We start from the raw sequence: 14,344 nt of genomic DNA, 5'->3' as shown, positions 1-14,344 counted from the left end.
CCGTTTAGACTGATTTACGCTTCATGATCAAAAAAGGCCGCAAAGTGCGGCCTTTGTTACTAGAAGAATGTCGGAATTACTTCGCGAATACTTCTTTGAATTCACGCTTAAGAAGTGGGTCACGACGTGCTTTCTTAAGTTGCTTAACCATGTCTTTCACACAGTTGTGAAGCACATTATCAAGTAGTTGAGCACGGTATTCTTCTTTATCTTCATCTGTCATGTTTTCTGGCAGATTAAGAGTAGGAAACTCTTCCATCACATTAATACCAGCGAATGCTTGGCCTACAGAAACTAGAGCATGAAACTGTTCAAAGTTGTCTAGAATGTTCTGTGCGCTTGCTGGCATTTCGTCCCATGATTCACGTACCGCTTCTTCAGACACTTCATGGATAGAGGTAACCATTTCGAACATTTGCTCTGGAACTTCGTCAAATTCGATAACTTTACGTAGCTCTGGAGAAATGCTGGCTAGATCGATTTTTTTGCTTTCGCTGTTAGTTGCTTCTGACATGGTGTGTCTCTCATTACAAAAAGGCGGGAATATTAATACCAAATGCATCAAATAGCTATACCCATTAGTCCGCAAGATGACCAAAGTGAATGAGTTTGTTGAACTTCTGCTCACAGGCCATGATTAGATAGGGTAACGTCCAGTCTAACTGCTTTATGCAATGGATTCCGTGATATTCAAACAAAAATATAGCACTTAATTATTAGTCGAATGCAACAACTCTATGAGTATGGTATATGTTTAATAAAGACATAATTAAAAATGGAACGCGTTATGCAACCGACAGGGACATCGATGCGAATCCTTCTGGTTGACGATGTTCAGCTAGACAGGATGCAGTTGGCTATTCGTCTAAAGCAACTTGGACATATTGTAAAAGCCGTAGGTAGTGGACTAGAGGCGTTAAATACCTACGAGAGTTTTGATCCGGAACTGGTGTTACTCGATATATCAATGCCAGATATGAACGGTTTTGAAGTCTCTCTTCATATAAGAGAAACGTTTCCGGATTGGATCCCAATTATTTTCTTGAGTAGTCACGAAGAGCCAGAAATGATTGCTAAAGCCATAGACGCGGGCGGTGATGATTATTTAATTAAGCCGGTAGATAAACTGGTACTGAACTCTAAACTTATCGCAATGCAGCGTATTGCTCATATGAGACGAGAGCTTAAGCAAGCGACAGCTCAATTAGAGCAAGTTAATCAACTTTTGACTCAGCAAGCGAATGAAGATGGCCTAACCAAACTCTATAACCGCCGTTATATCGACCATAAGTTGGAATCGATGGTTGCATGGCATGGCCGTCACAATATGCCAATGGCTTTGATTCTATTGGACGTCGATTTTTTTAAACCGTTTAATGATAATTACGGTCATATTGAAGGCGACCGTTGCTTGCAAGCGATTGCGAATCAACTAAAGGCGACGTTTTGTCGCTCTGGGGAATATGTAGGTCGATATGGTGGAGAAGAGTTTGTTGTGTTGCTAGGGTGTACCGACACTCAAACAGCAGAAAGAGAAGCCGAGCGTATACAAGAGGCTATGTATTTTCTCGATTACCCACATGAGTATTCTAGTGTGTCAAATAGAGTGACAGTGTCACAGGGCGTTTTTGTTTTTCAACCAACAGGGAAAGAAGTGCAATCAGACTTGTATGCAACCGTTGATAAAGCACTATATACATCAAAATCTTTGGGAAGAAACACACATACTGTAGTTAATTCTTTTTAAAACAAAGTCTTATGAATGCCACTTTTTTGTTGCGTTGTCACGTTTTGGTAATTCTTTTAAAGTTAACTCAAAGTAAGATAGGCAAACAGTGCGAACGGAATGTCGCAATCGGGCGTATACCTTATACCTTTGATTAGATAGATAACATCGGGATAGTGGCAACGATGAGTGCAGTTATTATGCTGATGGGGAAGTTCGGTTTTGTTTTAAACCCAGACAAGCTTGTTAACTTTCACGATTGGTGAGGGTCTAACGAAGCTTTATGCAGTTACGTCCGGCCTTTTTCGCTTTGTAAAGTGCTTCGTCCGCTGATTTAATAACGTCCAGAGGAGCTTGCCCATTCCGGCTATCAGCAACTCCGAAACTTGCGGTAACAAAAACCGACTTTCTTTTCGAACTGTTGCTACCACGACGTTTTTGTCCTTGTTTATGGTTCTCAGGGCGAGATTCTTCATCGCGTAATATCATCTCGTATTCTGCAATCGATTTGCGAGCTTCTTCCAAAAAGTTCTTACATTCGTCAGCGTATTTGCCTTTAAAAACGATGGTAAATTCTTCTCCGCCAAATCGATAAACTTTTGCGCCGCCTGGGGTTTTAGTGAGGCGCGAAGCGACCATTTTTAGAACGTCATCACCAGTATCGTGACCGTAGGTGTCGTTAAACTTTTTAAAATGGTCAACATCAAGCATTGCGATCGTGAACTTCTTACCCATGTGTTTTAGATCGAGATCAAGTGCACGTCTGCTTGGAATCAGCGTTAGGCTATCGGTGAAAGCCAGTTGATGGCTAGCGGAAGCGGCATAAATAATGATAAGCAGCCCTGTTAGCGTAAACATGGTGCTTGATATGTACTGCACATCAAAGAAAATGAACGTCGCAGACGCCAATACCATGGCAGAGTAGGTCATCGCATGAATAATTTCATTCTTCTTTAAAACAAGGATTCCAAGAAAACAGACAATACCCACGCAATATAAAACAAGAATTAAAGGCAGTTTAGAGACCGTAGGTACAATAAATAAAATACCGCTTGTCCATTGTTCAAACCCTCCTTCAACGTAATATGCTAGCGTTAGATAAGACCAAAGAACGAACATTGCTAACATCAAGATGTAAGTCAACATGGCTCTAGAGTCAAAACCTTCTTTACTAAACAAAAATACCGTAAGAAACGAGACAGGAAGTAACGTGGTTAAAATGGTTAGCTCAAGTAAAGCGGTACCACTTTGAAGCGGGACTTGTAGGCGGTGCTGTATCACGAAATAGGCTAGCAACATTGCCAAGCACACCATGGACTCTCTGCCTTGCTTAAATGAATAACAAAGGAGTAGCGCACAACCTAATAGTATGTACGGCAAGTTTGCGGCAATGCCCCAGTTTGCCTGAGTCATCTGAATAATGCTGTCCATGCCCGAACTCACTATGCCCAGTAGCAAAAAAGGGAATAAGAATCTGAAGCCTGATGAAGTCATTGACGATGAGGACATCTATTACAAACTGCCTGAAAATAGTTGACTATATAATTGATTAGGTAAATCGTTTTATCAATATGGATATTTATCCGTTATTGAATTTCGAACTTTGAGAACTAGCAAGAATACGTCTATTTGTTCCTTTTCCCAAGTATTTTGGAAGACATTACGGCAAAAAGAGAGAGATTGATTAAATTAAGAGCAATCAATAAGTTGTTATAAACAAGTCGTTGCTATACTCATTTCATAGGAAAAAGGAGATTTACAGATGCAGATAAGCTCAGATGTGCACAATTACATGGAAACCTTAGTAGGCCAGGTTCTCAGTTTGCCCGAATTTTTAGAACAGTATGACAACGAACAGTTAGCCGATATTGCTTGCCTTGCGCTTATCCAGCTCAAGCCTGTCTATATCCGTCATGATATTGATTTTTTGTCTTCACTTCCTGAACAAAAATTAGGCCAGTTTAAGCAAAGCGCGGATATAGCGGTGAAAAACGCCGCAGAAATGGTGAAAGAAGACAGGCGTAAGAACCGAGAGTATGATGTGCCTGTAATTTTTTCCCATACTAGTTATGATGATGACAAAGAGTTGGATTGGTATGAAAAACCGATCCTTAACGTTAATATTAAGTAAGAGTCGCTCAGTTGACTAGTGAGCTGACCCAAGGAGGAATCGTGGGATTTTTTTCGCGTTTGTTTGGTGGTAGTGAGAAAACGGTTGAAGCCAAAAATATCGAACCAGTTGAATATAAAGGTTTCCTTATTTACCCAGAGAGCCTTTCAGAGGGCGGACAATATCGCATCGCTGGTCGAATAGAAAAGCATGACAATGATGAAGTGAAAACACATCGGTTTATTCGCTCCGATTTGCTTGGCTCAGAGCAAGATGCCAATGACCTTATGTTGAAGAAATCTCAAATGTTTATTGATCAAATGGGCGATAAAATCTTCGACTAGCAATTTACTGCAATTTGATTCCAGTCATCTTAAAAAGAGCCGTTAGTGTATATGCTAGTGGCTCTTTCTTTTTAACGCTTAAATCTCTGTTAAGTCAGTATTTAATCGTTACCTGGTTAGACCTCAGTCTAGTACGGTGTTGCGTTGTTATTTTTCGTGCACAGAGTGACAATCATTCATTACTTAGCGTTATATGTAATGAAATTTAGTATTTAAATTACAAAACACTTGAAGTAATGAGACGCGTTCGATACAAACAGAATAATAACAGGGCTGTTAGTCAAGGTGTTATTGTGCAAATGGGTGTCCCCAAACATCATCTTTCGTTTGCAATTGTCTTGCGTGGTAAACAGATAGAAATAAAAAAGAATTAGAGTAGAGCGACGCTCTGTTTTGGGACTAATTTATTGATATGTATACAAGGAGTATGCGTTTTGCAAATCGGTGTACCTAAAGAGATACTCGCGGGTGAATCGCGAGTGGCTGCATCGCCGAAGTCGGTTGAGCAGTTAATAAAATTGGGATTCGATGTCGCGATTGAATCCCAAGCGGGGGTGCTAGCGAGTTTCGATGATGCCGCTTATGAAGCAGCTGGTGCGAAAATCGTTTCTAGTGAAGAAGTTTGGGCATCTGGCCTTATTTTAAAAGTTAATGCGCCAATTGTGGATGATGAGCAAGGCATTGACGAAATTGCGTTACTGCAAGATGGAGCAACACTGGTTAGCTTTATTTGGCCGGCTCAAAATGCTGAGTTGATGGAACAACTTTCCAGTAAGAACATTAACGTTCTTGCCATGGATTCCGTTCCTCGTATCTCACGTGCACAAGCCTTAGACGCGCTATCTTCGATGGCTAATATCGCTGGTTATCGTGCAGTGGTTGAGGCAGCTCATGAGTTTGGTCGTTTCTTTACAGGTCAAATTACGGCTGCCGGTAAAGTACCTCCAGCGAAAGTATTGGTTGCGGGTGCTGGCGTCGCTGGCTTGGCGGCTATCGGTGCTGCAGGTAGCTTAGGTGCCATTGTCCGTGCGTTTGACGTCCGCCCAGAAGTAAAAGAGCAAGTTGAATCGATGGGCGCTGAGTTCCTAACCGTTGACTTTCAAGAAGAGTCAGGCTCTGGGGATGGCTACGCAAAAGAAATGTCTGATGACTTCAACAAAAAAGCGGCAGAGTTATACGCAGAGCAAGCTAAAGATGTTGACATCATTATTACGACCGCGCTCATCCCTGGTAAACCTGCGCCGAAGTTGATCACCAAAGAAATGGTCGACAGCATGAAAGCGGGCAGTGTAATTGTCGACTTGGCAGCTGCTAATGGCGGTAACTGTGAATATACAGTGAAAGACCAAGTTATCATGACGGATAACGGCGTAAAAATTGTTGGTTACACTGACATGGTTGGTCGTTTGCCAACACAATCTTCTCAGCTTTACGCGACAAACCTTGTCAACCTTCTAAAACTGCTTTGTAAAGAGAAAGATGGCAACATCAATATTGATTTTGAAGATGTTGTTATCCGTGGCGTTACCGTGGTGAAAGCAGGTGAAGTTACTTGGCCAGCGCCACCAATTCAGGTTTCAGCTCAGCCGCAAGTGAAACAAGAACAGCCTGTAAAGCCAGAGCCTAAAGTAGAAGAACCTACGTCTCCAACGAAGAAAATTATTGGTGTGGCAGCGGCTGTTGGAGCCTTTGCATGGGTAGCATCGGTTGCTCCGGCAGCGTTTCTTTCTCACTTTACTGTATTTGTTCTAGCGTGTGTTGTCGGATACTACGTAGTATGGAATGTTACCCATGCACTTCATACTCCACTAATGTCAGTAACGAATGCTATCTCTGGCATTATTGTCGTTGGTGCATTACTGCAAATTGGACAAGGTAATGGCGTCGTTTCATTCCTATCTTTTATTGCCGTATTGATCGCGAGTATCAATATCTTCGGTGGTTTCACCGTCACCAAGCGTATGCTTGAAATGTTCCGCAAAGATAAATAGGAGTCACAATGTCTGCAGGATTAGTACAAGCAGCTTACATTGTTGCTGCATTATTTTTCATCATGAGTTTGGCGGGGCTTTCAAAGCAAGAGTCTGCTCGTAATGGTAACTACTACGGTATCGCTGGTATGACGATCGCGCTAATAGCGACGATCTTTAGCCCAGATGCGCAAGGTTTTGGTTGGATCATTATCGCGATGGCGATAGGTGGTGCGATCGGTATTTTCTATGCGAAGAAAGTAGAAATGACCGAGATGCCAGAACTGGTTGCGATTCTACACAGCTTTGTAGGTTTAGCTGCGGTTTTAGTTGGCTACAACAGTTACCTAGATGCGCCAGAAGCAGCAACACATGCTGAGCATGTTATCCACCTTGTAGAAGTATTCTTGGGTGTGTTCATCGGTGCCGTAACTTTCACCGGTTCAATTGTCGCATTTGGTAAGCTGCGTGGTGTGATTTCTTCGTCGCCACTTAACCTGCCTCATAAGCACAAAATGAACCTCGCAGCGGTTGTTATTTCTACGCTTCTTATGATCTACTTCGTAAAAGCAGATGGCAGCATGTTCGCTCTTATTGTGATGACTTTGATCGCGTTCGCATTCGGCTACCATTTAGTCGCTTCAATCGGTGGTGCTGATATGCCAGTTGTTGTCTCTATGTTGAACTCATACTCAGGTTGGGCAGCAGCGGCAGCAGGTTTCATGCTAGCAAATGATCTATTGATTGTAACAGGTGCTTTGGTAGGTTCATCAGGTGCGATTCTTTCTTACATCATGTGTAAAGCAATGAACCGTTCGTTTATCAGTGTTATTGCCGGTGGTTTTGGTCAAGAGATAGTGATTTCAGGTGACGAAGAGCAGGGCGAATATCGTGAAACAACGGCTGAAGAAGTTGCAGAGATGTTGAAGAACTCAAAATCAGTAATCATCACTCCAGGATATGGCATGGCAGTAGCTCAGGCACAATACCCTGTTCATGAAATTACTGATGTACTTCGTTCACAAGGTATTGAAGTTCGCTTTGGGATTCACCCAGTAGCGGGTCGTCTACCGGGGCATATGAATGTGTTACTCGCTGAAGCAAAAGTACCGTATGATATCGTTCTTGAAATGGATGAAATCAATGATGACTTTGCAGAAACCGATACCGTATTGGTTATCGGTGCTAACGATACGGTCAACCCAGCCGCACTGGAAGATCCGAACAGCCCAATCGCTGGTATGCCCGTATTGGAGGTATGGAAAGCGAAAAACGTAGTGGTATTCAAGCGCTCAATGAATACTGGTTACGCAGGAGTACAGAACCCACTGTTCTTCAAAGAAAATACATCAATGCTATTTGGTGATGCGAAAGAAAGTGTTGAGTCTATTTTTAAAGCACTTTAACCATTCTTGATTTAAAACTATACAGGGTCAGCAATCGCTGGCCCTTTTTTGTTCCGTTTCAATGTTATAGTAATGCAAATCCTTCTGTTAGCAGATGTCAATTGCTTGTAGATTGATGTATAGTTTTGGCTAATGTAACAAGTGACGGTAACAGTTTGATTAAAAAGTTTTTGCTCGGTTTTGCAACTGTATTGCCGCTTTTTTCGGCACCTGCATTTTCCGATTCACTACCAGAAAGAATAGATACGTTTACAGAGCTATTTAACTATGAAGTCGCTCTTAAGTCGTACGATATTCGTATTCTGCAATCAAATTATCCTACCAAGTTACTTGCGCCAGATTCGCTTCTGCCGCAAACGTCTGACTATCCGTTAAAAGATATCCAACAGCTTTACAGCTTGGCGAATACTTGTCGTGGCAAATTACCATTAAGTCCTTTAATTACTGAGCCTTTAGTATTTACAAGAGCGATTTGTAAAGGGACGCAGCTGACACCTCGTTGGTTCTCGCGTAGTGGTCTCATTCACCCTGGTGGTGGGACGTACGCGGCACGTTATGTGGATAAGTATCCAGAACTCAAACCCAAACTATCTCAGTACATGCATATAAAAGAGCGTGATAACGAGGAAGGGGATGAGTTGCTAGAAAGCTTGAAAAACATGGATGACGACGCCATTAATGCTTTGATTGCAGGCGCGAGCATGTTTATTGAAGGTAACGAACTTTGGCTAAGACGTGGTGACCGTTACTTTGTTTTCGAGAAAGATATCTGGCAAGAGAACGTAGCGAATGCGGGTCTGTCATACGCTCTAGCCTCTCAAAGCAAAAGTTGCTTTGTTAAACGAGGCAATATTTGTTGGGATGTAGAAGATCACTCGCAAGTTTTGCGGATCAGTATGATCATACTGGTAATCGCCAATATTCTTTTGGTGATTGGTTGGGCGGTGTACCGTTGGAATAGCAAGCGAGAAGAACTACGTAGTAGAATGCTCGTGTTGCAAATTTTAACGCATGAGCTCAGAACACCGATTGCATCTCTGTCACTAACGGTTGAAGGCTTTCGTCGAGAGTTCGAGCATTTGCCTGAAAGTGTGTATGACGAATTCCGCAGATTGTGTGAAGATACGCGCCGCCTGCGTCAATTGGCAGAAGCAAGTAAAGATTATTTGCAATCTGATAACCAAATGCTTGCAACAGACTGGGTACCATCCGTTGCAGATTGGTTAGAATTTAAGATCGAAGAAGAATTTGATAGTGCCGTGCTTTTTAACATCAATGAAGATGTGGCTGCTAAAGTTAATGTGTACTGGTTAGGAACTTGTATCGATAACTTGCTTCGTAATGCGCTTAAGTACGGTGTCGCACCGGTTGAATTGGATGTCTCAACTAGTGAAGAAAAAATAGTATTCCAAGTCCGAGATGCAGGAGGCCTAACGGCTAAAGATTGGGCAAATTTGAAGAAACCGTTCGTAAGTAAGAGCGGGTTAGGACTTGGATTAACAATCGTTGAATCTATGGTAGGCCGCATGGGCGGAAAAATGTCCTTAATGGGACCACCTACAACTTTTATATTGGAGATACCTTGTGAAACAGACACTGCTTCTCGTTGAGGACGATAAAAACTTGGCTGACGGCCTGTTAGTAAGCCTGGAACAAGCAGGATATGAGTGTTTACATGTGGAGCGTATTGCAGACGTAGAGCCACAATGGAAAAAAGCTGACTTGGTAATTCTCGATCGCCAACTCCCAGATGGTGACTCTGTACAATGTCTCCCAGAATGGAAACAGATTAAAGACGTACCAGTTATCTTGTTAACGGCACTTGTTACCGTAAAAGATAAAGTTGCAGGCCTTGATTCCGGCGCGAACGACTACTTAACAAAGCCTTTTGCTGAGGCGGAGCTTTTTGCGAGAATCCGTGCACAGCTACGAGCACCGGATTCAGCAGAACAAAGCAACGCTGATAAAGTGATTACAAAAGACTTAGAGATTGACCGCTCGACTCGTGAAGTGACTTATAAAGACGAGCTAATTACGCTTACTCGAACAGAGTTTGATTTGCTGCTATTTTTGGCGTCAAACTTAGGTCGCGTGTTTACTCGTGATGAGCTACTTGACCACGTTTGGGGTTACAATCACTTCCCGACAACACGTACGGTTGATACACATGTACTACAGCTTCGTCAAAAACTGCCAGGACTGGAAATTGAAACACTTCGTGGTGTTGGCTACAAGATGAAAGCATAAGTCGTAATGAAAATACTACTCCCTGTAGTTCTCTCATTAGCGTTAGTGAAACCAGTCCATGCAATGGACTGGTTTCAAACTAACACGCCTTTAACACAGGCACATCAACACTTACTTGAAGATGATCTTGCGGGTATGTTCAACTCTCTTGTTGAACTCTGGCAAACGGAACCAAGTAAAGATTTGACTCCTCACCTTAATGATCTTCTTGGTCAGTCACTATCTAAAAACTGTGGCAAGGCTCTCACTGGTGTAACGCTGCCTGATTGGATAAGTGGTGTGAACGTTATTCGTCAGACTATTCAAAGCCCTGGGCGAGATACATTTAGATTGGTAATCAAGCTAAGAGCTACAACTGACATCGAAAATATTTCATTTAATCGATGGGTGGATGATTCTATATCCGCGGACAGTTCATTCAGCTATGAACAACAGCCGAACGGGACAGAACTTGCCAACGAGCGTAGTTACTCGAAACGCTATAACTTAACCGGTAAGCTTGAAGCTGGTTTATATCACTTAACCGTTGTTTCTACTGATAAACAAGAGTATCGAACTTGGGTAATACTTGGAGATTCAAACTCTTCTCAATATGTTCGTTGGACATCTAAAGAGAATTGGAAAGTAGAAAAGAGCGCACTTCGTAATCCCCATTGTCCATTACCGCAACTTGAAGTCGGTTTGTATGACTACATTGATGGCCAGTACGAGCAAATGTGGAAAAAGACTTACGAGTCTAACTATCCAAATTCATTGGAGCTAGCGGGTGTCCCAAACGATAGATACGTATTGGCGGTAAGTATCAATAGTCGCCGTTGGCAGGGCGATATAATTGTTGAGCAGGCTCAAACTATTAGCCGAACCTATGATCTTTCCCAGGAAGAATAGTTAAAGAAATACTACTTGTGCCGATAAAGGTTCAGGACGAACTAAAATCACAAGTGTAGTATGAAAAACAAATATAAAATTCTTGCCACTTCTGTTGCTACTATTCTTTTCGCTAATGCTGCCTCTGCTGCTACTTATGCGATAGAGGCTCGTAGTGATGCAATGGGTGGTGTTGGTACCGTATCAGCAACTTATCTAACTGCGCCTTTTTTCAACCCCGCTCTTACTGCGATTTATCGTCGAAATGACGATGCAGGCATGATCGTGCCAAGTTTTGGTGGCAGCTACGATGATCAATATGATCTAGTTGATGAGATCGAACGCATCAGCAAATTAACAGACGTCGATGAAATCAAAAAATCGATGGATGCTATCGATGGGAAAAAGACAGACTTTGATCTTGGTGGTGTCGTTGCCATTGGTATCCCCAACAAATTCTTATCTGCAACTGCATACGGTAAGCTATACACTGAATCATTCGTACAACCAAATGTTGATACCTCAGGTACTAATCCATTAGATGATAGCTATGTACAAGGTGTTTCTATTGGCGTGGCTGAAGCTGGTATTTCACTTGCTAAATACACTAATTTCATGAACCAACACCTTTCTTTTGGTGTTACTCCTAAACTTCAGCGTATATACACGTACTCATACGCCACGAGTTTTCAGAATTTTGATACTAAAGACTTACGTGAAAATGAGACCGCGGAAACGATGTTTAACTTAGACGCAGGCGCACTTTGGTTCTTTGGCCCATATCGTCTCGGTATTTCAGCGAAAAATTTGATCGGAAGAGACGTTAAAACAAAATCATTCCAATATGGCAGCGATACGATAAAATCATACGAATATAGCATGCGTCCTGTATACACCGTTGGGGCAGGGATTGTTGCCGATTACTTTACGATGAGTGTTGACTACGATCTTAACGAAGAAAAACGTTTTTCATCCTTTGATGATAATACGCAAATGATTCGAGCTGGTATTGAATTTGATATTTTGCGTCAAATGGCATTACGAGCAGGGTATATGAAGAACTTAGCTCGAAGTAAGGACGAAGGAACCATTACTGCTGGTATCGGGTTGTCTCCACTTAAGTTGTTCGAATTGGATATCGCAGCTCAGTACACAAACGAGAACGCTATGGGTGCATCCATTAATTTCCTTGCTACCTATTAATTGAATCGTTATAGTCAGCTCCTCAAAATGAGGAGCTTTTTATGTTTGACGATTTACCCCCTCTATCTCACCAAGAACAACAACAAGCTGTAGAGAGAATTCAAGAATTGATGGCGAAGGGCACAAGTACTGCAGAAGCTATCAAAATTGTTGCCGAACGGATTCGTTCTGAGTACGCAGAAAAACAACAGCAACAAAACTAATCAATTCATGGACAGGGCATACGCCCTGTTTTTTTGCCTTTCTATTTTCTATTCCTTTACACTCCCAAACACCACCCTGGTTACGCTGTAACTAAAATTTACTATACCTCTATGATTGTAATCTTGTGCAATTACCTTTAAAACTAAATAGCGGGTTAGTAAAATTTTACCTCATCATATTAACCTTGGCTTACACAGTGCAGGTAGTTAGGCATTTTTTAAAGAACTTATAAGTTAAACTCTATTATATCAATTGTTTACCTCGGTCTTTTAATCTGCCAACCATATTGGTCGCGATTGATCTTGTAATTTAATTACAAAGCCCAAGAGAGCTTCGTTCTCAGACAGAAGATTATGCTAAAAAAAGAAAAAAGAGACACCGTAACTTATAACGATAATTAAACTAGAGTTATTAAATAAGCGATATAAGAACAGTAAGCACTCGCAGACATATGTAATAGATGAATCGAAATTCATCTTATTGATCTGCTTTTTTAGCCGAAATACGTCTCCTGGATTTGAGCGGAGCGTTACATATTGAATATGCTTAATCTAAAGTAGTTTTACTAAACTAGGCGACGTTGAAGTGGGTAATATGAATCCTCAAGAGTAGTAGAAATCAAGAGCAGTAACGCGCATTACAACGTAACGTTTCCTGGCATCCTTCCTGTTAAATAGTCCGATAATTAGAGAAGAAATTGGAAAAACATCGTTGATCTTTGGATGAGAGGAAGCAACAAGGTTGTAATGAAAACTATTTGCCTGTTTTACACTAAACTCCTTTAACTATCATGTAGCAGTAGTTTTGATGTTGTGTTCGCTCTATGTGGACTAGACTTAATATGAGAACAAAAACTAACCTAGGGAGGAATGATGGGTTATAAGCACGTTTTGGTTGCTGTCGACTTATCTCAATCTAGCCAAGCCGTTATCGAAAAAGCAATAATGCAAGCAGATAACTCAAGCAGCAAACTCTCATTTGTTTACGTAGATGTTGATCGCATAGTCATGGAAGCGAAGGAAGAGCAAGAATTGGAAAGAAGGCTGCAAGAGCTCGCTGATAAATGCTTATATCCAGTAAACGAGACCATGGTAGTAATCGGCGATCTTCATATAAAACTATCGGGAATCGTCAAAAAAGAGGGGATAGACTTAGTTGTATGTGGTCATCATCACAACTTATTGAGTCGCTTTTTTTCATCGATACCAAAGGTTGTGAACGAGGTTGAAGCTGATTTATTAATCGTCTATTTAGACGAGTGATCGACAACTCTTGTTCGCACTCATCATTTTTTGTCACTAACAAGCCGAACGTTTATGTTCGGCTTGGTGTATCGGTGATAATAAAAGTTTTTAGCCAGGAATGATTGATGCCTCATGAGATAAAACAGATGCAGACTCCGCGTTTGACTGCAGATCAAAATGTACGTTAACTTGCACGCCTTCTCGCTCAAAAGTGACATCATCAAAATCGGTCATAGCGATTTTGAATCCATTTCTAGCAAAAAAGCCAGTCACCATAGTTCGCTGCTTAATTTCTAATGCAGACGCGAGTAGCTTATCCATGGCATTCTCCTTGGTTATTGTGGGGATATGGGTAGAAGATACACATAGATTGGTATGAAATCAATTTTATATAAAGTTGCTTTTGATGAAAATTTTAATGTAAGTCAATCTATCATTTACCCCACGTGATTTATTCCACGCAAAACCTTGATAACAAAGCGGAAGAGCATCCCACATTGTGATAGCAAGCATAAAGATGGGGGGTTAATAAATGCCGCTGAAATAATATGTTACAAAAATTAGCGTTAGGCCTAGTTGAGTAGACAACGCAAAATTCTAAATCTGAACAACCGCCCTAAAATGACTCACTCTTCAATACTTGTGATAACTCAGACCGAATAAAAGTAGATATCTCAGCTAGCTTTCTTGGCAAAGGGTTTTGATAAGGGTAGGCAATATACATGGAACGTTCTATATCAAAAGTTTGCGATATTCGGATGTTTTTGTCTATATAGTTACTTTTAACAAGATAGTTTGGAATGACACCAACCCCAACTCCCTCAGAAACAAAGTTTATTAAAATAGAGGTGTTATCAACTTCGATAACATCAGTATATTGATTTTTAATTGATTCCTTATTCGAATGATGTTTGTAGATTAATAGTGTTTTGTTGTTGGCATTACTTGTACTAATTCAGACCTGATCTGACAGTTACCCACTTTTCGACTCGGTGCCTGTCAGATTATATCTGGGCTAGATTC

At 41.3% G+C, this 14,344-nt stretch carries 14 protein-coding genes and 1 pseudogene; 11 read left to right on the top strand and 4 right to left on the bottom strand.

Annotated elements, in window-relative coordinates; all coding sequences use genetic code 11:
- Nucleotides 1-76 precede the first annotated feature (76 nt).
- A complete protein-coding gene (locus R7F07_RS10675) occupies nt 77-514 on the bottom strand; it encodes a DUF3069 domain-containing protein (protein ID WP_005376232.1) in 438 nt (145 codons plus the stop codon).
- Between the two features lie 273 nt (nt 515-787).
- On the opposite strand from R7F07_RS10675, the gene R7F07_RS10670 reads away from it, so the two are divergent.
- Nucleotides 788-1,747, top strand: a complete 960-nt coding sequence (locus R7F07_RS10670) for a diguanylate cyclase (RefSeq protein ID WP_017634619.1) — start codon at nt 788-790, stop codon at nt 1,745-1,747.
- A 249-nt stretch (nt 1,748-1,996) separates the two neighbouring features.
- Here the strand turns inward: R7F07_RS10670 and R7F07_RS10665 are convergent, their stop codons facing one another.
- The gene (locus R7F07_RS10665) at nt 1,997-3,235 is read right to left on the bottom strand and encodes a GGDEF domain-containing protein (protein ID WP_031777241.1); all 1,239 of its coding nucleotides are present in this window, start codon (nt 3,233-3,235) and stop codon (nt 1,997-1,999) included.
- A 253-nt stretch (nt 3,236-3,488) separates the two neighbouring features.
- Here R7F07_RS10665 and R7F07_RS10660 point away from each other — a divergent pair, with 253 nt between their 5' ends.
- The 10 genes from R7F07_RS10660 to R7F07_RS10615 all read left to right on the top strand — a co-directional run bounded on the left by R7F07_RS10660 (nt 3,489) and on the right by R7F07_RS10615 (nt 13,339).
- Complete coding sequence (locus tag R7F07_RS10660) at nt 3,489-3,857, top strand: late competence development ComFB family protein (RefSeq protein ID WP_053303639.1); 369 nt, start codon at nt 3,489-3,491, stop codon at nt 3,855-3,857.
- A gap of 41 nt (nt 3,858-3,898) precedes the next feature.
- A complete protein-coding gene (locus tag R7F07_RS10655; RefSeq protein ID WP_005376244.1) occupies nt 3,899-4,180 on the top strand; it encodes an HlyU family transcriptional regulator in 282 nt (93 codons plus the stop codon).
- A 434-nt stretch (nt 4,181-4,614) separates the two neighbouring features.
- Nucleotides 4,615-6,171 carry a Re/Si-specific NAD(P)(+) transhydrogenase subunit alpha gene (locus R7F07_RS10650; RefSeq protein ID WP_054579595.1) on the top strand — a complete coding sequence of 519 codons (1,557 nt, stop codon included), beginning with the start codon at nt 4,615-4,617 and terminating at the stop codon, nt 6,169-6,171.
- A gap of 8 nt (nt 6,172-6,179) precedes the next feature.
- Nucleotides 6,180-7,556 (top strand): Re/Si-specific NAD(P)(+) transhydrogenase subunit beta, encoded by a 1,377-nt coding sequence (gene pntB, locus R7F07_RS10645; protein ID WP_206969441.1) that lies wholly within the window; start codon nt 6,180-6,182, stop codon nt 7,554-7,556.
- A 155-nt stretch (nt 7,557-7,711) separates the two neighbouring features.
- Complete coding sequence (gene vxrA / locus R7F07_RS10640) at nt 7,712-9,166, top strand: sensor histidine kinase VxrA (protein WP_025767766.1); 1,455 nt, start codon at nt 7,712-7,714, stop codon at nt 9,164-9,166.
- On the top strand, nt 9,141-9,803 hold the full coding sequence (vxrB, locus tag R7F07_RS10635) for a response regulator transcription factor VxrB (protein WP_005376251.1): 663 nt from the start codon (nt 9,141-9,143) through the stop codon (nt 9,801-9,803). Before vxrA ends, vxrB begins: the two co-directional genes overlap by 26 nt.
- Nucleotides 9,804-9,809: 6 nt before the next feature.
- Nucleotides 9,810-10,691 carry a DUF2861 family protein gene (locus R7F07_RS10630; RefSeq protein WP_053303637.1) on the top strand — a complete coding sequence of 294 codons (882 nt, stop codon included), beginning with the start codon at nt 9,810-9,812 and terminating at the stop codon, nt 10,689-10,691.
- Nucleotides 10,692-10,751: 60 nt separating this feature from the next.
- Entirely contained in the window at nt 10,752-11,873 is a 1,122-nt protein-coding gene (locus R7F07_RS10625; RefSeq protein ID WP_053349901.1) for a conjugal transfer protein TraF, read from the top strand.
- 41 nt (nt 11,874-11,914) lie between these two features.
- Nucleotides 11,915-12,076, top strand: coding sequence for a YoaH family protein (locus R7F07_RS10620; protein WP_005376257.1), 162 nt, complete (start codon nt 11,915-11,917; stop codon nt 12,074-12,076).
- 873 nt (nt 12,077-12,949) lie between these two features.
- Nucleotides 12,950-13,339, top strand: a complete 390-nt coding sequence (locus R7F07_RS10615; protein WP_017634770.1) for a universal stress protein — start codon at nt 12,950-12,952, stop codon at nt 13,337-13,339.
- Between the two features lie 90 nt (nt 13,340-13,429).
- On the opposite strand, the gene R7F07_RS10610 is transcribed toward R7F07_RS10615, so the two are convergent.
- Together R7F07_RS10610 and R7F07_RS10605 are read right to left on the bottom strand one after the other, a co-directional pair.
- On the bottom strand, nt 13,430-13,642 hold the full coding sequence (locus R7F07_RS10610; RefSeq protein WP_005376260.1) for a hypothetical protein: 213 nt from the start codon (nt 13,640-13,642) through the stop codon (nt 13,430-13,432).
- 295 nt (nt 13,643-13,937) lie between these two features.
- Nucleotides 13,938-14,267, bottom strand: a pseudogene (locus tag R7F07_RS10605) (LysR substrate-binding domain-containing protein); the annotation flags it as partial.
- Nucleotides 14,268-14,344 lie beyond the last annotated feature (77 nt).

The organism is Vibrio sp. YT-16, from assembly GCF_033337405.1.
GTDB classification, from domain to species: Bacteria; Pseudomonadota; Gammaproteobacteria; order Enterobacterales; family Vibrionaceae; genus Vibrio; species Vibrio alginolyticus.
This window is presented reverse-complemented; position numbering and strand designations above follow the sequence as displayed.